General features: G+C 70.5%; 15 protein-coding genes, 1 tRNA gene and 1 pseudogene. 4 read left to right on the top strand and 13 right to left on the bottom strand.

Features of this window, described 5'->3' with window-relative positions; all coding sequences use genetic code 11:
• Window positions 1-104: 104 nt before the first annotated feature.
• From AB0G16_RS05290 to AB0G16_RS05280, 3 genes are all read right to left on the bottom strand, one after another.
• Window positions 105-2,255 carry a chaplin family protein gene (locus AB0G16_RS05290; protein WP_362798884.1) on the bottom strand — a complete coding sequence of 717 codons (2,151 nt, stop codon included), beginning with the start codon at window positions 2,253-2,255 and terminating at the stop codon, window positions 105-107.
• A 243-nt stretch (window positions 2,256-2,498) separates the two neighbouring features.
• Window positions 2,499-3,119, bottom strand: a complete 621-nt coding sequence (locus tag AB0G16_RS05285; protein ID WP_362798881.1) for a hypothetical protein — start codon at window positions 3,117-3,119, stop codon at window positions 2,499-2,501.
• A gap of 110 nt (window positions 3,120-3,229) precedes the next feature.
• Entirely contained in the window at window positions 3,230-4,537 is a 1,308-nt protein-coding gene (locus AB0G16_RS05280) for a M20/M25/M40 family metallo-hydrolase (RefSeq protein WP_362798878.1), read from the bottom strand.
• A gap of 167 nt (window positions 4,538-4,704) precedes the next feature.
• Between AB0G16_RS05280 and AB0G16_RS05275 the strand changes: the two genes are divergently transcribed.
• Window positions 4,705-4,790 (top strand) — tRNA-Leu (locus AB0G16_RS05275).
• 64 nt (window positions 4,791-4,854) lie between these two features.
• On the top strand, window positions 4,855-5,286 hold the full coding sequence (locus AB0G16_RS05270) for a hypothetical protein (RefSeq protein WP_362798875.1): 432 nt from the start codon (window positions 4,855-4,857) through the stop codon (window positions 5,284-5,286).
• A gap of 48 nt (window positions 5,287-5,334) precedes the next feature.
• Here the strand turns inward: AB0G16_RS05270 and AB0G16_RS05265 are convergent.
• The 3 genes and pseudogenes from AB0G16_RS05265 to AB0G16_RS05255 all read right to left on the bottom strand — a co-directional run.
• Window positions 5,335-6,447, bottom strand: a pseudogene (locus AB0G16_RS05265) (recombinase family protein); the annotation flags it as partial.
• A gap of 5 nt (window positions 6,448-6,452) precedes the next feature.
• A complete protein-coding gene (locus AB0G16_RS05260; protein ID WP_362798872.1) occupies window positions 6,453-6,605 on the bottom strand; it encodes a hypothetical protein in 153 nt (50 codons plus the stop codon).
• 224 nt (window positions 6,606-6,829) lie between these two features.
• Window positions 6,830-7,705 carry a hypothetical protein gene (locus AB0G16_RS05255; protein WP_362798870.1) on the bottom strand — a complete coding sequence of 292 codons (876 nt, stop codon included), beginning with the start codon at window positions 7,703-7,705 and terminating at the stop codon, window positions 6,830-6,832.
• A gap of 344 nt (window positions 7,706-8,049) precedes the next feature.
• On the opposite strand from AB0G16_RS05255, the gene AB0G16_RS05250 reads away from it, so the two are divergent.
• Entirely contained in the window at window positions 8,050-8,589 is a 540-nt protein-coding gene (locus AB0G16_RS05250; RefSeq protein WP_362798867.1) for a dihydrofolate reductase family protein, read from the top strand.
• Window positions 8,590-8,833: 244 nt separating this feature from the next.
• On the opposite strand, the gene AB0G16_RS05245 is transcribed toward AB0G16_RS05250, so the two are convergent.
• The 5 genes from AB0G16_RS05245 to AB0G16_RS05225 form a co-directional block, all read right to left on the bottom strand.
• Complete coding sequence (locus AB0G16_RS05245) at window positions 8,834-9,331, bottom strand: tetratricopeptide repeat protein (protein WP_362798865.1); 498 nt, start codon at window positions 9,329-9,331, stop codon at window positions 8,834-8,836.
• A 600-nt stretch (window positions 9,332-9,931) separates the two neighbouring features.
• Window positions 9,932-10,330: a hypothetical protein gene (locus AB0G16_RS05240; RefSeq protein WP_362798862.1), complete on the bottom strand. Its 399-nt coding sequence runs from the start codon at window positions 10,328-10,330 to the stop codon at window positions 9,932-9,934.
• A gap of 261 nt (window positions 10,331-10,591) precedes the next feature.
• The gene (locus tag AB0G16_RS05235; RefSeq protein WP_362798859.1) at window positions 10,592-11,371 is read right to left on the bottom strand and encodes a thioredoxin domain-containing protein; all 780 of its coding nucleotides are present in this window, start codon (window positions 11,369-11,371) and stop codon (window positions 10,592-10,594) included.
• A gap of 52 nt (window positions 11,372-11,423) precedes the next feature.
• Complete coding sequence (locus AB0G16_RS05230) at window positions 11,424-11,843, bottom strand: vitamin K epoxide reductase family protein (protein WP_362798856.1); 420 nt, start codon at window positions 11,841-11,843, stop codon at window positions 11,424-11,426.
• A gap of 542 nt (window positions 11,844-12,385) precedes the next feature.
• Entirely contained in the window at window positions 12,386-13,612 is a 1,227-nt protein-coding gene (locus AB0G16_RS05225; protein WP_362798853.1) for a hypothetical protein, read from the bottom strand.
• Between the two features lie 537 nt (window positions 13,613-14,149).
• Between AB0G16_RS05225 and AB0G16_RS05220 the strand changes: the two genes are divergently transcribed.
• A complete protein-coding gene (locus AB0G16_RS05220) occupies window positions 14,150-16,237 on the top strand; it encodes a cellulase family glycosylhydrolase (protein ID WP_362798851.1) in 2,088 nt (695 codons plus the stop codon).
• Between the two features lie 304 nt (window positions 16,238-16,541).
• Here AB0G16_RS05220 and AB0G16_RS05215 read toward each other — a convergent pair whose 3' ends face one another.
• Window positions 16,542-18,587 (bottom strand): FtsX-like permease family protein, encoded by a 2,046-nt coding sequence (locus AB0G16_RS05215; RefSeq protein WP_362798848.1) that lies wholly within the window; start codon window positions 18,585-18,587, stop codon window positions 16,542-16,544.
• Entirely contained in the window at window positions 18,584-19,321 is a 738-nt protein-coding gene (locus AB0G16_RS05210; protein ID WP_362798845.1) for an ABC transporter ATP-binding protein, read from the bottom strand. Before AB0G16_RS05210 ends, AB0G16_RS05215 begins: the two co-directional genes overlap by 4 nt.
• Between the last annotated feature and the right edge of the window lie 78 nt (window positions 19,322-19,399).

Here is a 19,399-nt window from a genome sequence, read left to right as displayed (position 1 = left end):
CACCGGGCCGTAAGACGCCGATCATCCCGTCTGGCCGCCGTCGAGGCGCCTGTGCGTCGTCCTCAGTGGCTCCAAGGAAAACAGTCCATGAGGTGACTAATCCCTTACTTCTGACCGAAACGGATGCGGCGGGTGGTGCCGAAGACCGCCGCGGCGCCGGCGGCCAGGGCGCCGATCAGCAGGGTGATGAGGGAACCGACGTTCATGCCGGTCACGCCCACCGGCTGGGCGGCGCTCATCAGGCCCAGGTCACGGGCGGGCAGGGCCCCACCGGCCGGGGACGAGGAGACCAGCCCCTCGACGGGGGCGGCGGCGTCCAGCGGTGAACCGCTCGCGGCTCCCCGGGACCTCTCGGCGCCCTCGGCGTTCTCGGCGTTCTCGGCGTTCTCGGCCGTGGCGGGGGTGACGGGCATCAGGGGAAGTCCGGCGGGGACGGCACCGGCCGCCGGAACCTGGGACCGGTCCGCCGCGCTCCGGGCGTCGGTCGTCTGGCCGGCCGTGCCGTTCACGGCCGGAACGGCGGGCAGGGCGGGGAGCAGGCCGCTGGTCCTGTGCTTGGCGGGCTTGGCGTCCCAGCCGCCGTGACCACCGTGACCGCCGGGGTGACCGGGCCGGCCCGGGTGACCGGGGTAACCCGGGTTGCCGGACGGGCCGCCCACGCGGGAGCCGCCCAGGCATCCCGCCGCGGCGTCACCGAGAACGGCCACGGCGTTGCCGCAGACGTTGACCGGAGCGGTGATGGGCGCGACCACCTGGTTGCCGCCCAGGACACTGCCCCGGCCCGACGTGGTGTTCCCGCCCGCACCGCCGGAGCCGCCCGCGCCACCGCTTCCGACGGACGCGCCACCCTGGCAACCCGCGAAGGCACCGCCGAGAACGGCCACGGCGTTGCCGCAGACGTTGATCGGGGCCGTGACGGGCGCGACCACCTGGTTGCCGCCCAGGACACTGCCCCGGCCCGACGTGGTGTTCCCGCCCGCGCCACCGGAGCCGCGGCCCTCGACGGTCACGCCGCCCGGGCACCCGGCCCGGCCGTTGCCGACGGCGTTGCCGCAGGCCTCGACAGGAGCGACGATCGGGGCGACCACCTGGTTGCCGCCGCCCGCCCCGAAGCGCCCGTCGGTGTCGTTGCCGGGACGGCCGGGGCCCTGACCGGGACCGCCCGGCCCACCGGGACGGGGGCCCTGCCCCCAGCCGCCGGGGCCGCCCGAGCCCGGACCGTCCCAGCCCGGACCACCCGGGCGCGGCCCGCGCTTGCCGTGGTCGTCGTGACCGCCCTGGTTCCAGCGACCGCCGTTGTCCCCGTGGTCGCCACGACCCCCCGGACCGCCGTGGCCGCCCTGGTTCCCGTGACCGCCGTAACCCGGCTTGCCCGGCCGTCCCGGCTCGCCCGGGCCACCGGGACGCCCGGGACCGCCGGGCTCACCCGGACGCCCGGGACCACCGGGCTCCCCGGGACGCCCCGGGCCACCGGGACGCCCAGGACCGCCCGGACCGCCCGGCCGCTCGCCGGCGACCTCCGCGCCGCCCCGGCAGCCGGAGAACGCATCGCCGACGACGGCGACCGAGTTCCCGCAGATGTTGATCGGGGCGGTGATCGGGGCGACCACCTGGTTGCCGCCCAGGACGCTGCCCCGGCCGGAGGTCCGGTTGCCACCGGCCCCGCCGCCGCCCTGGCCGCTGACCGAGGCGCCGCCCCGGCAGCCGGCGGTGGCCCCGCCGAAGATCGCGAAAGAGTTCCCGCAGGCGTTGATCGGGGCGGTGATCGGAGCGACCACCTGGTTGCCGCCGGCGACGCTGTGGTCGCCGTTCGTGCGGTTGCCGCCCGCGCCGCCACCGCCGGGACGGCCGGGGCCGTCGCCCTGGCCGCGGACCGAGGCACCGCCTCGGCAGCCCGCCTCGGAGCGGCCGAACACCGACACGGCGTTGCCGCAGGCGTTGACCGGGGCGGTGACGGGCGCGGTGATCTGGTTGCCGCCCAGGACGCTGCCCCGGCCGGAGGTCTCGCCGGAGAGCCCGTCGCCACCGGTGTTCTCGGCGGAGGCGCCCCCCTGCGAGGAGGCGGCCGACTCGCCGAGCACGCCGACGGCGTTGCCGCTGATGTCGATCGGCAGGGTGATCGGTGCCTTGATCTGGTTGCCGCCGCCGATCGAGTGGTCGCCGTCGGTGTCGGCGAAGGCCGTACCGCCGCCCATGGCCATGACGCCCAGTGCGAGCAGTGCCGCGGGGGCGGTGCCCGTAACCCACGTACGCATGATTGAGACTCCTAGCATTTCGGGGGGAACTGACCCTCGTGAGGGCATGAGGCCATGCGAGGGCCCGGTGGGTCCGCACAGCGGAAGCCTCGGCGGCCGTCACGAGGAAGGGGATCGCTGTCATGTCGGCCTGCTCGTCGCTCACCGATGGAGCGGTTCTCCCGGGGACGGGGAGGATGGAGGCAGGCTCCGCGACCGGCGTGTCATCCCAGGGGGAGTGACGGGCCGGTCCGCGCGACGATGTCAGTCAGGGGAGAAAGAGGGGTCGTCCGCCGCTGTGCGGACGACAGGGGGGAGCACGAACGCCTGCGGGACACGCTGCGTCGTCAGCCGCGGGTCGTAGGCGAACCATGCGACATCCCCCGGACCCGGTCCGAAGGAGCCGGATCCACCACCGCTCTGGGGCACGAATCCATTGGCGCCAGAGCCATGGTCGGCGGTGGCGGGTGCCGGAGACTCCGGGGTGGACTGGCTGGTCAGCCCGTCCACACCTCGCCCCGCCATGGCCTCGGCGTTGTCCGTCGCCGACGGCCCGCCGCTGCCCGTGGGGAAGTCATCGGCCGTCGTGGCCGATCCGGAAGCGACCGTGTGAGGGGTCCGGGAGAGGGCGTCTTCCGCCGCCGCGGTGGAGTCCGCGACCGCGGGAGTGGCGCCGAGGAGGCCGAAGACGACGGCGAGGAGCCATGCGGCGGTCAGGAGACCGCCGATGGCGAGGGCTCGCGCGACGCCCCGACGAGTGCCGGCCGCGAACCGCGCCATCCGGTCAGCCCGGCCGGGGATCGTGTCGTCGACGGAAAGGGTCACGAGCGCGCGTCGGGCAGCGGGCGAGAACGCCCTCCACTGCACGTGCGGCACGCGTGCCACATGACCTCCCCAGAACTCCTGGACGGGCCCGCTTCGACACGAGCCATCCCTCAACGGAGAGTCACGTTAGCACCACGCCACGTCAACGCAACGGCTTTCCCCGGAAAGCCTCAGCAGCCGTCCAGGAAGCGGTCAAGAACCCGGACCCCGAACCGGAGCGAATCCACCGGAACCCTCTCGTCCACCCCGTGGAACATCCCGGAGAAGTCCAGGTCCGCGGGGAGCCTCAGCGGCGCGAACCCGAACCCCCGCATGCCCAGGCGGCTGAACGCCTTCAGGTCCGTCCCTCCCGAGAGCGTGTACGGCACCGCCAGCGCGCCCGGGTCCTCGGCGACGAGGGCGTCGGCGATCGCGCGCACCAGCGGCCCGTCGAACCCGGTCTCGACCGCGATGTCGTGGTAGACGAACTCCCTGGTCACGTCGGGACCGAGCAGTTCGTCGAGGGTCTCGAAGAACTCCTCCTCGTATCCCGGCAGGAAGCGGCCGTCCACGTGCGCGGTCGCGGTCTGCGGGATCACGTTGGCCTTGTAGCCGGCGTCCAGCATCGTGGGGTTGGCGGTGTTGCGCAGGGTGGCGCCGATCATCCGCGCCAGCGGCCCCAGCTCGGCGACGGTCTTCTCGGGGTCGTCCAGGTCGAGATCCAGCTTCAGCGCCCCGGCGGTCTCGCGCAGGAAGGCCTCGACCGTCCGCGTCATCCGCATCGGCCACTCGTAACGGCCGATGCGCCCCACCGCCGCGGCCAGCTCGGTGACCGCGTTCTCGGCGTTGAGCATCGACCCGTGCCCGGCCCGGCCGGTGGCGGTCAGGCGCATCCAGGCGATGCCCTTCTCCGCGGCCTCGATCAGGTAGAGCCTGCGCGCCTCGTCGACGGTGACGCTGAACCCGCCGACCTCGCCGATCGCCTCCGTGCACCCGTCGAACAGGTCCTTGTGCTCGTCGACCAGCCACTGCGCGCCGTAGTTGCCGCCGGCCTCCTCGTCGGCGGTGAACGCCAGCACCACGTCCCGCGGCGGGCGGCGCCCCTCGCTGAGCCGCTGCCGTACGACCGCGAGGATCATCGCGTCCATGTCCTTCATGTCGACCGCGCCGCGCCCCCAGACGCAGCCGTCGGCGATCTCGCCGCTGAGCGGGTGCCGGGTCCAGTCGCCGGCGTCGAACGGGACGACGTCCAGGTGGCCGTGGAGCAGCAGGGCGTCCCGCGAGGAGTCCTCCCCGGCGATGCGGGCGACCACGTTGGCCCGGCGGTCGTCCGACTCCAGGATCCGCGGCTCCAGCCCCACCTCGGCGAGCTTCTCGGCCACGTACTCGGCGGCGGCCCGCTCGCCGGGCCCGGCGTTGTCACCCGCGTTGGTCGAGTCGATCCGGATCAGGTCACGGCACAGCCCGGCGACCTCGTCCTCGGCGTTGATCGCGGTCATGTGGGGCTCCTTGGGGTTCGGTGCGGCGTCGTCTCCCATCCTGCCGTCGCGCCCCTTCCCGCGGCACCCCGGGCCGGACCTGGACTCTTACCGATATGACGCACGCCCAAGAGTTTGCTAACCTAAGTCCGCCGACGCGGGATGACGGTCCCTCGTGCAGGCACCACGTCCGGGTGGCGGAATAGGCAGACGCGCTAGCTTGAGGTGCTAGTGCCCTTTGCGGGGCATGGGGGTTCAAGTCCCCCCTCGGACACAAACCGGTGGCCTATGGGGTCCTGGTCACGTGCAGACGTGACCAGGACTTTCTGTTTTGACGGGTGGTAGATCAGCCGCAGTCCGATGTTCGTGTAGATCTTGGCCTTCCGGATCGGGTCGGCATTCGAGAGAACTCGCACCATGTCTCCAAGCCTGTGCGTGATCTCCGCCAGCTCATCACGCCCCAGCCGCCTCTGAGGCAGTACGTGCGCGCGGCCGAGACGTTGCTCGACCGCGGTCTTGCGGACAAGCTCTTCCTGGATCCATCCGGCGACGAGCGCCGGGTCGGCGCCCGCCTCAAGGGCAGCCCGATGCTGGGCGAGCTTGCGGTCACACTCGGTGATCCGGCGGCGTGCCACAGCGAGTGCTTGGGCCTCGGGCGGTGTCACGTCCTGTGCGGCCGCCAGGACGTCGAGAGTCTGATCAACGTTGTGGGGCGCGAACAGCCGGCCGAGCCAGCGGTCCAGTCGCGGGACCACGCGGTCCTCTCGTAGGTAGACATTGCGGGGATGCATGAGGTGGTTGGCCAAGGCATACTCCTCGGGGAAGCGGCAGCGGTAGTAGGCCGCGTCGTTGACCCATTGGCCCTGCATTCTGCGGTCGCAGACACCGCAGTACAGCAGCCCCCGGAGCTGGTACGGCTTGGGGGTGCGCTTGCGGGTCTTGTCGGTGTGGCGATCGCCTCGCCCCGTCAGCGTCATCTGCACGGCGTCGAAGTCCTCCGTGGACACGATCGGCGGGTGAACGACTGTCTTCGACCAGACCCGGTCCTGCTTGGAGTTCCACCTGAGCTTCGTGGTGTGGCCCAGGCCGACGTCGTCCACATCGATGAGGACCTCGTCCTTGCGCTGGCGGTTCCACACCTGGTGGCCGGTGTAGCGGGGATTGGTCAAGATGGCGCGCACCGCGCTCTTGGACCAGGCGATGCCGGAGCGGTGACGGTTCCGGCCCGGATCGTGAGCTGATGGGCTGGGAATCCCGTTGCGGGTCAGTCTCTCGGCAATGGCGAACAGGCCGTAGCCGTCGAGGAAGACCGCGAAGATCTCTTCCACCACGGGCGCGGCGACGGGATCAAGCTCCAGCCGGTGAGCACGCTTGCCGTCGGCCGCCTTGGCCGGGTTGGGGTGTGGGCCCACGTCGGCCAGCCGGTAGCCATAAGGCGGCCGACCCCCCAGAAAGCGGCCTTCCGTCTGGGCTTGGGCTGACATGGCGCTGCGCACGCGGATCTTGATGCGGTTGCGCTCGCCTTTGCTCATACCGCCGAACACGCTCATGACGAGGTCATGGGCCTCGTTGTTCGGGTCGATGGGGCCGCCCACCTCGGGCACCCAGAGCGGGCCCCTGAAGTGCTCGAAGACGGGAAAGGTCAGGCCGTACTGGTTGCCGTAGAAGGCTCGTTGCGGCTCGCCGATCACCACCGCGTCGAAGCCGCGGTCGGGGTTGCGTAGTTCGGCGAGCAGCGCCGCCGCGTGCGGGCGGCGCTGCCAGGGGATCGAGCGGGACTTGTCGACGTCGAAGAACTCGGTGACGATCACGCCCCCGCGCGACTCGATGAGCGCGCGGGAGCGGGTGATCTGCCAGCCTCGCGAGGACTGGGGATCCTGCTTGTCCTCGGTGGAGACCCGGCCGTAGAAGGCGAAGCGGATGGTGTTCATGGGTCCTATGCGACGTTGGGGCGGTTGACGAGCATGGTTTGGTGAGCCTCCAGCAGGATGGCGAGCAGTTCCGTGGCGGCGCCGGGCGTCAGGCGGGGCGGTCCACTGGGTAAGACGATGTGCGGAGTCCGCTGTTTACGGGTGGTGGATGCGGTCATGATGAGAGGCGCTCCTATGCGTTCAGTTGCTGGCGGGTAGAGGTACGGCCCCGGCGACGTGCTTGGCGGTACTGGAGTCGGGGCCGCTTTGCCGCCGTACCTTGGCGTAGATCCGCACGTTGCGGCCGGCATCTCGGCAGGGCGGCGGGTCGGATGTTTCCGTGACGTCGAAAGCGCAGGCTGCCAGCGGTGTTTTCTCAAGCAAGACGGTGCTTTGCGTCTGGTCATGACGCAGGTTTCTTGGCCACGAGTGGGTGGCACGCCGGGCAGCGCGCCACAGTGTTGTCGTGAAGTTCCACCTGCCGGGTGCGCTCGTCGCAGTGACCGCACCAATTTGGGGCGATCTTCAGCGACGGACTGGGCTCGACGCCCTTGACCGCAGGCAGGAACCTGTCGGGGTCTTGCTTGATCGCCGTGGCCACGTAGCGACTGCGGCACTTGACGGGCCGGCCATCGAGGATCGTGTGGCGGATCGCGGCCGCGTCGAGGAGGCGGATCTCGCGGCCGGTCAACTCAGCCAGGAGCTGGACGATAACGCGATCGACGGAGTCGTCGTCGTTCGCCCAGGCACGCGCGTTACGGCGAGAAGATGACTGATTTTCTTCATCTTCTTCCGTCCTAGTCCCCTTCGGGGACTGGACGGAACTGCGTGGCGTTAGTAACGCGTTACGTTCAGCGTTACCAACGCCGTCGTCGACGGCGGGTGGCTCGGTCCGGTTGCGTCGCCTGTCTCGCCACTTCTTCTGCCGCTCGGCGTTGGCCTTCCGTTCTTTCTCCGCCCGCTCCTTAGCGGGCACGAATGCGAAGAAGTCATGGATCACCCACCCCTCCGCCACAGGCGCCGGGCAGAGATCGGAGGGACACCCTTCGCCAGGCGGATGCCAGGTACCCCGGGACGCGAGTTCGGTGATGAAGCGCAGCGGCTTTCGCACCCGCGGACACACGTCGATCAGGTCTTCCTGGAGTACCGCACCGTCGGTCAGGTTGTGGGCACACCAGAAGATCGCTGTGAAATGCATACGGAATGCGGCGTCCGACAGGCTTGCTACCTGCCTCCGAGTCGGGAATCGGTCGTCGAAATACAGCCCTTCTCGTTTCATCTAGTGCCTGCCTCTGTCCGTCAGATGCAGACCGGCCGTGGTGTTGAAGGCACGATCGATTCGGAGCGCGAGATCACGTGCCGACTTCCGGGCTGCCGCAAGTTCTGACAGGGTCTTGTCAAGACGCTCGCCGGGGTCGCCATGATCGTCACCCAGATGCCCGGATTCCTGCATGCGCCGCAACGCCTCGCCGAGTTGCCCCAGCAGTTGGTCAAGCCCATTCTCAGGCCGGATAGCGGCAGAGGGCGTCAAAAGTCGTGTGAAGTGTCCAAAAAATTATTACGCTGAGCAAGGGAAGAGTGGACACTCACCACAACGGCCCACCGAAATGAATGGCAGGAACAATGCGAAAGCTTATCGAGTCGACGTTCGTGACGCTGGACGGGGTCATCGGGTCGCCGGAGAAGTGGGGCTCACCGTACTGGGACAAGGAGCACGCCGCGTACGGCGAGTCTCTCTTCGCGTCTTCCGACGCCCTCCTCCTGGGTCGTGTGACCTACGAGGCGTTCGCACAGGTCTGGCCGAAGATGGAGGAGGCCGGGGACGAGGACGCGGGCCGGATGAACGCCCTGCCCAAGTATGTCGCCTCCACAACCCTGACAGAGGCCACCTGGAACGCCACGATCATTCAGGGGGATGTCGCTCAGGAGATCACGAAGCTGAAGGAGATGCCCGGTCAGAACATCCTGAAGTACGGGACCGGCGAGCTCGACCGATTGCTCCTTGAGCACAAGCTCGTGGACGAGTACCACTTCTGGATGTTCCCTGTCCTCGCCGGAGGTGGCCAGCGCATCTTCGACGGGATCGACACAACCCACCTGGGTCTGGTGAAGTCCACCACCTTCGCCTCGGGCATCATCGTGCTCGTCTACGAACCGAAGTAGCGAAGCGGGGCGAGCTCGCCGAGGACGGCCATTCGCACGGCACCTCTGACCGTGCCGCGCCGACGAGACCGGGTGTCCGTCACGGCGACAACCGATCAAAGCCCCTCAGCTCCACCCACGTGTCGTCCGGTAACGGGCGACACGTATCGGTCGGCCCCACATGACGCGCTCCCCTGCCGAAGGCCGGAGCACTGGCCCGCGTTCCGGCCGGCCCGAGGCGCCGGGCCGGAGATGACCCGCCCCGTCAACCGATGGGTCCGGAGAGCAGCGCGACGGATGCCGGGCGGACGTATCCGCCGATCGACTCCAGATGCTTGCGCAGCGCCCGTCCCGCCCAGTCGTCCACCTCGTCGGCGAGCTCACACACACGCGCCATCGCCCAGTCCGCCGCCGAGCGGTCGCCGAGTGCCCGCAGGATCTTGCTCAGCATGATGAGCGTCTGTGCCTCGGAGAGTGGTACGCGCACCTGCCGAAACAGCGTGATGGCCTTGCGCAGGCGGCCGACGGCATCGCCGGGCTGCCCCGCCGCGATGGCGAGCTCACCCAGCCCCGACAGGGCGTGGGCCTCGGCGAGCCGGTGCTGTGAGTCCTCGGCCGTGGTGAGCGCACGCCGTAACAGAGACCCGGCCTCGGTCAACTTACCGCGCCGCAGCTGGGCGATCCCCAGGCCCTGCAGGGCGAACGACTCCCCGTACCGATCGCGCTGAGTACGCTCGCCCCACGCCCCTTCGATCGGAACCACCTCCCCGGCGATTTCTGGTGTCGAGGGGCGGCGCACGGCCTGGCTTCCGAGTTGATCAGGTTGCTGGGATGCAGGAAGGGGGTCGGTGCTGCGATCACCGAGCTCCTGCCCCCTTACCGCCGCTGCCCTGAGCGCAGTTGAGATCGTCTGCTGAGGATCCTGAACCGGCGGTTGCCGGGCTTCCCCGACATAAGCGTGTGCCGCGAGGTAGGACTCGATCTCGTTGAGGTGGGTGTGGGCACCGCCCCCTCTCCGCGCGCCTACTCCGGACATGAGAGGTCCAGCCACGGAGCGTCGGTGCTGCTCAGGAGATGGGCGAACGGTTCAAGTCCCCCCTCGGACACCAGGGAAACCCTGAGTCTCGGCGGTTCGGAGACTCGGGGTTTTTTCGTGTCCGCCCTTGAAACGGGTTCCTGAAACCGGTCCGGCGGTCCGGAGAAGGAAGCTCCGGGCGTCCTCGCCGCCCAGTTCGGATCGAACAGGGCGCGGCCTGGAACATCCTGCCGGGCCGCCGATCCGAGGCGTGCCACGCGAAAGAGCGCCGCCCGTCCCCGGGTGAGGGGAGGGCGGCGCTCTCGTGCGTGCGGGTGCCGTGCCGGGTTACTTCGCGCGGGTCGGGATCGGGTCCGGCCTCCAGCCTCCGCCCGTCGGCGTGGGGAGCGGCGTCGGGGACGAGGGCGGCTTCCTGGTGGCGGTCGCGGTGGGGGACGGCGCGGGCGGGGTGCCCTTCACGCACCTGTCCCACTCCAGCACGGCCGGGTCCCGGGAGACGTTCTGACAGGTGACCCGCCCCCCGCCACCCCAGGAGGTCTTGAACTCCGTGGTCCGGCACGTGGTCGAGGCGTTCACGATGCGGGCCTGGCGTGTCTTCCTGTCGACACAGGCGTGAACCTCGCCGCCGGCCGAGGCGGTGTCGGCCGCGGAGGCGGAGGTGATGCCGCCGAGACCGGTGACGAGAACAGCGGTCGCCAGCAGAGCGGAAGGCGCTTTGAAACGCATGAGGGAATCTCCCGAGGAGGATGAGAATGCCGTGGCGCGGCCCGACCAGAGTGGCAGGTGGGAACGATCCATGATGGCGAATCACCGCATGTGACGAAAAGAAATGCGTCCTCGTCGTGAGCACCGACATCGACCGGTCGAATTCATAAAGACGAAAGGGGTCCAAACGCACGGATCGGAAATTCTTGCCATTTCATTAGATGTGGCCCATACGGTCGGCTCGGTTCTCGGGCCGTGGGTCGTACCGCCCCGGCGGAGGATCTACGAGGCGGAGAGGATCCTGTCCAGTCCCGACGGGTCGGAGAACACCTGGTCCATCTGCTCCGGGGTGAGATCCTTTCCGTCGAGCCTCACCAGGGGCGTGGAGGTCACCTTCTGCCGCTCGGCGTACGCGGTCGCCTTCTCGATGTCCGCGGCCTTCTCCATGTTGGTCACGCACCGGTCGAACTCGGGGGTGTGGAAGCCGAGATCGCGCGCCCAGCCGAGAAGCTCCCCGTTCTCGAAGCCGTTCTTCCCCTCCACCGGCTGATGGGCGAAGAGCGTCTTCGTGTACGAGGCCCACTTGTCGGCGGGAGCGCAGAAAGCCGCGTTCGCTCCGCGCCGGGACACGGACGGCATCGGCTCGGGGAACGCGGGGGCCTTGAAGAGCTGGAACGGCCGGAAGACCACCCTGGCCCTGCCGTCGGCGGCGGCCTTCTTGATCACGTCGCCCACGGCCTCGTCGAGCCGCTTGCAGGCCGGGCACTGGAAGTCCTCGAAGACCTCCAGCGTGGGTCCGGTGACCCCCTCCTTGGCCATGAGGATCGACCCGTCGTCCTGGCGGGTGGCGGTGACCGCCGGCCCCGTGTACGCGACCGCCTTCCGGTCGCTCCCGCTCGTCCCGTTCCGCATCGCGACCACGGCGACCACCACCACCGAGGCCGCCACGAGCCCGCCGACCACGCCCAGCAGCAGTTTGCGCTGCTTCTCCCGGGCGTTCTGCTTCCTGCGTTCCTCGGCGATCCTTTCCCTGGCGGATCGTTGCCGAATGTTCTTGCTCATCCGTTTCTCCTTGGGGAGGAGTCGGCACGTCGTGGTGTCGGCGTGCCCGCGGTCATCCCTCCCGGCCGATACGGCGGTACTCGTCGAACAGGACGAGGCCGAACAGCAGGAGGGTCGTCACGTGCACGGCCGTGCACCAGAGACAGAACTTGCCCAGGACGATGAGTTCCGCGGCGACCAGGTAGACGACGAACAGCACACCGCCCCCGGCGACGCCGAGTCGTCCCCATCTGAGGGCCGGGTGCGCCGAACGCAGCGCCCATGGGGTGACCAGCGCTCCGAAGCCGAGGAAGAACGCCAGCCCCAGAAGCGGGAGCGGGACGCCGAACAGGGTGGAGAACTCGCTCGAGGTCACCGCCGCGCAGTCGATCCTCGCGTTCTCCGCGCAGACGAGCGACACCTCCTGGCTGTAGTGGTCGACCGTGAGGTAGGCCGAGACCGCCGCTCCCGCGATGACCAGGATCGTCGTCACGGCGGGGAACCACCGTGGGCGGTGGGGGGCCGGTGCTCGTCCGGCTCGCGGACCGGCGCCTTGGGCCACGGGCGATCCTCTCTCGTCGGCAACCGCCGGCCGGTTCCGCGCGCACGGGGTCCGCACTCGTCGCCGGCTCGTTTCCATGGTTCGGGAAACGTTAGAACATCACGTATACGCGGGGGGTAAGCGAATGTCCGAGCCGGATCACGGGTCCGCGGGCGGAGGCGAATTCCACGCTACGCGCATATCCGCGCCACCGTACCCGTATTCGGCGGAGCGCCGGTCCCGGAAAGCCTCGGAAAGCCCGGGAAAGGCCGGGAAGGCACGGGGCCGCATACCGCGACGACCGGTCGCGGCCCCGTCGGGAGCCACATCCTTAACTCCGGTCGACGCGTACGCCGTGGGCCACTTCGCCTCACGGGATCTTTTCGAAGTGGCCGATCACCGCCAAGGGGCGTGTACGCGCGACGGCGCGCACCCCGGGGGCGGGGTGCGCGCCGTCGGGCGTCGGGAAGAGACGCCGGGATCGGGTGGGGACGTCAGGAGATGCTGAGCGTGCCGTCCGGGTTACGGGCGCACGTGACGACCGTCCGGGACGCGGCGGCGAGGGCGCCGGTCAGGCACTGGCCGAGGACGGCGTGGCCCGCGGCGTTGGGGTGCCAGGCCTCCTGGCAGGTCTGGAAGTAGGTGACGCAGGTATTCGCCGCCTTCTGGACGCGGATCTTGTCCCAGCCGGACAGGCTGGTGACGAAGTTGCCGTTCGGCGACTCCTGGATCCGGACCGGCGTGGCGAGCGCGCCCGACGGGCTGCCGGGGTTCTCGCAGAGGCGGGCGCCGTCGAAGGCCTTCTGGACGTCCAGCACGCGCAGGTCGGCCGACGGGCGTTCGGCCGCCAGCGTGTTGTAGGAGTTCCTGACCAGGGAGCCGAGGTTCTGGGAGAACACGTGCCCGGGGGCGAGGCTCGCGCGGTGGATCGGGCAGCCGGCGGCGTACCGCTCGGCGCCGAGGGCGCGGAACTTGTCGCGGGTGTCGCTGCGGTTGTCCTCCTCGCGGTACTCCGAGGCGACGTCGAGCGGCAGCGGGTTGGTGTAGGTCTGCAGGACCACCTGGTGGACGCCGTCGGCGTCGATCTGGGCGAGGGTGTCGAGGATCTGGCGCAGGGCGGCGGTGGTCTCGGTGGTGGCGGCGGCGACCTCGGCGTCGGAGGCCAGGTCGGAGACGGTGCAGGGCTCCTGCGGCACGTCACCGCCCAGGTAGGCCCAGAACTCCCACCAGCCCGTCCAGGCGTCGGCGATGAAGCGGTTGGCGCACAGCGTGGCCACGTCGCCGAAGGTGAACTGGCTGTTGTTGGAGCCGAGGCCGATGAGGACGACGTCGATGTCGTTGGTCTGGGCGACGGCGCGCAACTGGTCGAGCTGCGAGGCGACGGAGCGGCCCTTGGGGCGGGAGTTGGAGGCGTTGGCGATGTCGGTGGGCTGGCCGCCGGAGCACGCGAGGTTGAAGCGGTTCTGGACGTTGGGGAACGACGCCTTGAACAGCGAGGCGTTCGCCGACCGGTGACAGAAGTAGGCGTTGTTGTTGGCCGCCGACCAGCCGGGGAAGGGCTGGGCCGTTCCGGAGACGTCGACGACGGGCTGGTAGTCGCCCGCGCCCTCCCCGCTGATGAAGCTGTCGCCGAGCGCGACGGCGGCGGTGGGCAGTGCCGCCTGCGCCGTTCCGCCCTGGACGACCTGGATGCCGACCGCGCCCACCAGGAGCGCGACCATTGCAGCCGCACGCCGAAGAACCCTCACAACCGCCCCATTTCCTACTAAACATACCTGAAATACCAGATATGTGGATCTCAACATGCCGCACCGACGGCGTCAATACTTCGCGCGGCCCGGCCGTTTCCCCTAAAGAGATCGCGTATCGCGTCGATCGTCAAGCATGCGTTTGTTCGCCCAGGTCGGGCGGCCGGTGTCCTGGCGGGTGATCGTCCGAGGGGGGGCGTCCGGCGTCCGGGTGACCGGACCCGGGGGGGCGGATCGCCCGTCCCCGGGCTTCCTCCGGACCTTCCTCGGAGCCTTCCCCGGCCCTTCCTCGGGCCTTTCCCGGGCCGTCCCCCGGCCTTCCCCGGCAAGATCAAATACTTTTCCGGTCTTCCCCGGCCCGCGCCGGTGAAATTTTCATACCTCCGCTGAATTCTTCGCGTTCAGGAGCAGGTCAGCGGCGGGCCTGGGGAAACGTTCTGTACACGTACGTGAAACAGGCCAAACATGGGAGCGCTCCCGTACGGGTGCTCCTTTCATGGAGGCTTGAAGATGAAGACACTACGGTTGTGGGCCCTGTCCACGGCGGTCGCGTTGCTGGCGGCGATCGGGGTCACCCTCACCTCGGCCACGGCCCACGCGGCCATCGCCTGCTCGGTGACGTACGCCAAGACCTGGGACGGCGGAAGCGGGTTCGGGGCCAACATCACGATCGAGAATTCGGGCGACCCGATCAGCGCGTGGACGCTCGCCTACACCTGGCCCGGCAACCAGCGGGTCGACCAGGGCTGGAACGGGAACTGGACCCAGTCGGGCAGGAACGTGACGGTGACCGGCCCGTCGTACGCCCCGGGGCTGGCGTCCGGGGCGAGTGTCACCGTCGGCTTCAACGGGAGCTACAGCGGCACCAACACCGCCCCCTCGACGTTCGCCGTCAACGGCGTGACCTGCGGCGGCACCTCCAACCCCACGCCCACCCCGACACCGACGCCCACCCCGACCCCGACACCCACGCCGACCCCGACACCCACGCCGACGCCGAGGCCCGGTGACGCGCAGGCCGTCGTGGCCGCGATGCAGCCCGGCTGGAACCTGGGCAACTCCCTCGACGCCACCGGCGCGGACGAGACCTCGTGGGGCAACCCGCGCGTCACGGCGGCGCTGCTCGACAACATCAGGGCCCAGGGCTTCAACAGCATCCGGATCCCGGTGACCTGGGGTCAGCACCAGGGCGGGGCGCCCGGCTACACCATCGACACGGCGTACATGAACCGGGTGAAGGAGGTCGTCGACTGGGCCCTCGCCGACGGGTTCTACGTGATGATCAACATTCACCACGACTCGTGGCAGTGGATCAACACGATGCCGACCGACCGGGCGAACGTCCTCGCGCGGTACAACGCGACCTGGACCCAGATCGCGAGCACGTTCCGCGACTCCTCGGCCAAGCTGGTGTTCGAGAGCGTCAACGAGCCGCAGTTCACCGGCAGCTCCGGGGACGCCCAGAACGCGACGCTGCTGAACGAGCTCAACACGTCCTTCCGGGACATCGTGCGCCGGTCGGGCGGCGGCAACGCGAGCCGGTTCCTCGTGCTGCCGACCCTGCACACCTCGGCCGACCAGGCCAGGCTGGACGAGCTGACCGCCACGTTCAACGCGATGAACGACCCCAACCTCATCGCGACGGTCCACTTCTACGGGTACTGGCCGTTCAGCGTGAACGTCGCCGGCGGCACGCGCTTCGACGCCGCCGTCCAGCAGGACCTGACCGGCGCCTTCGACCGGGTGTACGACTCCTTCGTGGCCCGTGGCATCCCCGTGATCATCGGTGAGTACGGCCTGCTGGGCTTCGACCGGCACACCGGCACGATCCAGCAGGGCGAGAAGCTCAAGTTCTTCGAGTTCCTCGGCCACTACGCGCGTACCAAGAAGCTCACCACCATGCTCTGGGACAACGGCCAGCACTTCGGGCGGACCTCGTTCCAGTGGTCCGACCCCGAGCTGTTCGCGCAGATCAAGTCGAGCTGGACGACGCGTTCGGGTACGGCGTCGTCGGACCAGGTGTTCGTCGCCAAGGCGTCCGCCGTCACGAGCAAGACGCTCACGCTGAACCTGAACGGCACCTCGTTCGCAGGCATCCGCCAGGGGAACACGGAGCTGGTGCGCGGCACCGACTACACCGTCTCGGGCGACCGGCTCACGTTCACGGCGTCCGCGCTGACGCGCCTGGTGGGCTCGCGGGCCTACGGCGTCAACGCGACGCTGTCGGCACGGTTCTCCCAGGGCGTCCCGTGGCGGATCGACATCGTCACCTACGACACGCCGACCGTGCAGAACGCGAGCGGGACGACGGCCTCCTTCGCCATCCCCACCGCGTTCAAGGGCGACCGCCTCGCCACCATGGAGGCCAAGTACGCCGACGGCGGCAACGCCGGCCCGCACGACTGGACGCCGTTCAAGGAGTTCGACGTGGCGTTCGCGCCCGACTACGCCGCCGGTGCGATCACGCTGAAGCCGGCCTTCTTCGCCGAGGTCGACGACGGCTCCCGGGTCACGCTGACCCTGCACTTCTGGAGCGGCGCGACCGTGACCTACCACGTCACCAGGTCGGGGAGCACGGTCACCGGCACCACGAGCTGATCGAGCGGGCCCGCCGCCGGGAACCACCGCGGCGGGTCCCGGGCACCGTCACGGCGAACCCCGGCGGGCACCGGCCCCGGCGGGCACCGGCCCCGGCGGGCACCGCCACGCTGGGCTCCAGCGGGCACCGACCCGGCGGGCCACGGTCCGGCGGATCGGGCCGTGGGCCCGCCGGGGCGGGACGTGCCCCGCGCTCGGGGGCGGGCACGAAGGCGGCCCGGCCCCCGGTTCTCGAGGGCCGGGCCGCTGTCCTTGAGGGTCCCGGTCCTTCGGACACCGGTCCGGGCCAGCCCCCGGTCCCCGGTCAGTCCGGGCGTGGAGCCGGGTCGGTGGTGACCGCGCGGAGCAGGGGGCGCGACAGCGCCGAGGCGCCCAGGACCCCGGCGAAGCCCACGACCACCGAGGAGAGCAGGGTGACCACGCCGCTCACGCTGATGCCGGAGTACACGAACGGCAGCGCGCAGAACATGCCGGTCAGGATGGAGCCGCCGCCCATCACCACGAGCGGGACGAGCGTCTCGGTACGCCGCGCCCTGTCCAGCACCTCCAGCGGGGTTCCGGCCAGGCGGAGCAGGGCGTACGCCTGACGCCGGTCGAGCACCGACGAGGCCGCGGTGATCCCGGCGCTCGCGATCGCCACCAGGAAGGAGACACCGAGCACGATCAGCGTGCCGGTACGGATGTCGTCGAGCAGGAGGTCGGTCCGCCACCGGTCGTCCGCCGGCGAGGTGGCGACGTGCCCGGGTACCAGACCGGCGAGGGCCGTGCGGGCGGTGTCGGTCCGTACGGCGTGACCCTCGCCCGAGGGCAGGTCGACCGTGAGAACCCGCTCCGGGGCCGGGCCCGGCCGTCCCTCCGCGCCGGAGGCGACGCCGGTGCCGGTACCGGTGCCGGTACCGGTGTCCGCGCCGGTGTCCGCGCCGGTGTCCGAGACCTGGACGCGGGCGTCGAGGCCGGCCCGGGAGAGCCGTTCCCTCGCCTGGCGCGCGAGGTCGGTCGCCTGGGGGGCGGGGACCACCAGGCTCAGCGCGGTCGCGTCCCCGGGGCCGCCCAGCAGGTCGGCCGAGGGGCTCAGCAGCCCGATGAACCCGGCGACGAAACCGGTCAGCGCCACCCCGCTGACGGTCCGCCAGGCCGACCTGGGGTCGTCGACCAGGCGGCGGCCCGCCAGCAACCCGGCGGGGCCGCGGGCGGTGCGGGCGGTGACCCGGCCGATGACGCCCACCACCCAGGGGCCGACGAGGTTGACGCAGAGGAAGGCCAGCCCGAGGACGACGGCGACGACCGTCGCCGAGGTGTTCCGGAAGGTCACCGGAACCGCCGCCAGGACCACCAGCAGCGCGACCACGCGGACGAAACGCATCGCGGGCGGCGTCTCGCGTCCGGCCACCCCGAGCGGGCTGACCACCACCCGCCGCAGCCCGACCACGGCCGACAGGCCGACCAGCAGGGGTACGGCCAGCAGCACGCCGAGCACGGCGAGGGTCCCGGGCCACAGGTCACCCGCGAACCACGCCCCGCCCGCCATCTCGATCCGGCTCAGCAGCGGGACGGCCGCGCCGTAGAGCACCAGGCCAAGCACCGCCCCGCCCGCCGCCGTGATCATCGCCTCGGCGACCGTCATCGTGGCGACCTGCCAGGGCGTGGCCCCCACCAGCCGTAGCGCGGCCAGCCGCCGGTCCCGCCGGGCCACCGTCAACCGGGCCGCCGCGCCCCCGAACACGAGCAGCGGCACGGCCATCAGCACGCTCGCGACGATCGCCATGCCCTGGTAGGCCACGGTGTCCTCGCCGGTCCCGCCGGTGAAACCGTCGATCCTCACCGGTGCCGACGGTGCCCCGTCCGTCCGGGAGACCTTCATCTCCGGGTCGGCGGGAGCGCGTCCCACCACGGCGACGAGTTCCCCCGGGTACAGCAGCCCGTCGTCGCCGATCGTGCCCTTCACGGTGCCGGGAAAGCGCGCGGCGAGCTGTCCGGGCGGCAGTTCCCGCATCAGCTCGGCGAGCCCGGGTGACACCCACACCTCGCCCGGTGAGGGCATCCGGCTCATCCCGGGCGGGTGCGTGCCGGGGGCGTCGCGCAGCCGGGCGAGGTTCACGACCGTGACGGCCCGGTCCCGGACGTGGTCCTCGGTCGTCGCCTGGACGGCGACGGGGGTCCCTGGGCCCTGCACCGGGTTGCGCCAGGCCTCCCGGTCCGCGCGTGCCGCGAAGGCGGTGTTGGCGGCCAGCGCGAAGAACAGCAGGGCCGACGACACGGCCACGGCCGTGATCGTGAGGACCGTGCCCAGCGTGGACCGGCGCCCGCCGCCGCGGAGCAGCCGCCAGCTCAACTCCAGCAGATTCCTCACGCGTTCCCCCCGAACGGCATCGAGGCGCTCGTCCGCCTCCACGGCTCGGCGCGGTCCGGTGCTCCCCCCGGGGCGATGATCACCCCGTCGCGGACCTCGACGGTCCGGTCGCACCAGCGGGCCACCTCGGGGTCGTGGGTGACGACGACCAGGCAGGCGCCGTTGTGCTTGGTGGCCTCGACCAGGACGCGCATGATCTCGTGGCCGGTGGTCCTGTCGAGGGCGCCGGTGGGCTCGTCCGCGAAGATCACGGCGGGGCGGGTGACGAGCGCGCGGGCGATCGCGACCCGCTGCGCCTGCCCGCCGGAGAGCTCGCCCGGCCGTCGTCCCTCCAGGCCGTCGAGGCCGAGCGGCCCGAACCAGGTCCGCGCCTCCCGCACGGCCCGACCTCGCGCCACCCCGCCGAGCATCAGCGGCAGCGCCACGTTCTCGTCCGCGGGCAGCTCGGACAGGAGCTGCCCGAACTGGAACACGAACCCGAAGCGGGTCCGCCGCAGCGCGCTGCGGTCCCGCTCTCCCATCGTGTCGATCCGCTGCCCCAGCAGGTGTACCTCGCCGGAGTCGGGCCTCATGATGCCGGCGAGGCAGTGCAGCAGGGTGGACTTGCCCGATCCGCTCGGCCCCATGATCGCCAGCGCCTCGGCGGAGGCGATCCCGATGTCCACCCCGGCCAGGGCGACGGCCGGCCCGAACCGCTTGGTCAGGTGGTGACCGGAAAGTACGAACTCACTCATGCCCCCGACTCTGGCGCGCGGTACTTCTCCTCCGGATCAGCCGACCGGCCGGTCGTTCTCGCGCGGCATCGGCCGAAA

This window comes from Streptosporangium sp. NPDC023615 (assembly GCF_040640155.1).
Classification (GTDB): domain Bacteria; phylum Actinomycetota; class Actinomycetes; order Streptosporangiales; family Streptosporangiaceae; genus Streptosporangium.
This window is presented reverse-complemented; position numbering and strand designations above follow the sequence as displayed.

What these genes read in the sequence shown, in the direction of transcription:
- AB0G16_RS05290 (WP_362798884.1), bottom strand. Translation starts at nt 2,255, where the DNA reads ATGCGTACGTGGGTTACGGGCACCGCCCCCGCGGCACTGCTCGCACTG.
- AB0G16_RS05280 (WP_362798878.1), bottom strand. Translation starts at nt 4,537, where the DNA reads ATGACCGCGATCAACGCCGAGGACGAGGTCGCCGGGCTGTGCCGTGAC.
- AB0G16_RS05260 (WP_362798872.1), bottom strand. Translation starts at nt 6,605, where the DNA reads ATGACCGCATCCACCACCCGTAAACAGCGGACTCCGCACATCGTCTTA.
- AB0G16_RS05255 (WP_362798870.1), bottom strand. Translation starts at nt 7,705, where the DNA reads ATGAAACGAGAAGGGCTGTATTTCGACGACCGATTCCCGACTCGGAGG.
- AB0G16_RS05250 (WP_362798867.1), top strand. Translation starts at nt 8,050, where the DNA reads ATGCGAAAGCTTATCGAGTCGACGTTCGTGACGCTGGACGGGGTCATC.
- AB0G16_RS05240 (WP_362798862.1), bottom strand. Translation starts at nt 10,330, where the DNA reads ATGCGTTTCAAAGCGCCTTCCGCTCTGCTGGCGACCGCTGTTCTCGTC.
- AB0G16_RS05235 (WP_362798859.1), bottom strand. Translation starts at nt 11,371, where the DNA reads ATGAGCAAGAACATTCGGCAACGATCCGCCAGGGAAAGGATCGCCGAG.
- AB0G16_RS05225 (WP_362798853.1), bottom strand. Translation starts at nt 13,612, where the DNA reads ATGGTCGCGCTCCTGGTGGGCGCGGTCGGCATCCAGGTCGTCCAGGGC.
- AB0G16_RS05220 (WP_362798851.1), top strand. Translation starts at nt 14,150, where the DNA reads ATGAAGACACTACGGTTGTGGGCCCTGTCCACGGCGGTCGCGTTGCTG.
- AB0G16_RS05210 (WP_362798845.1), bottom strand. Translation starts at nt 19,321, where the DNA reads ATGAGTGAGTTCGTACTTTCCGGTCACCACCTGACCAAGCGGTTCGGG.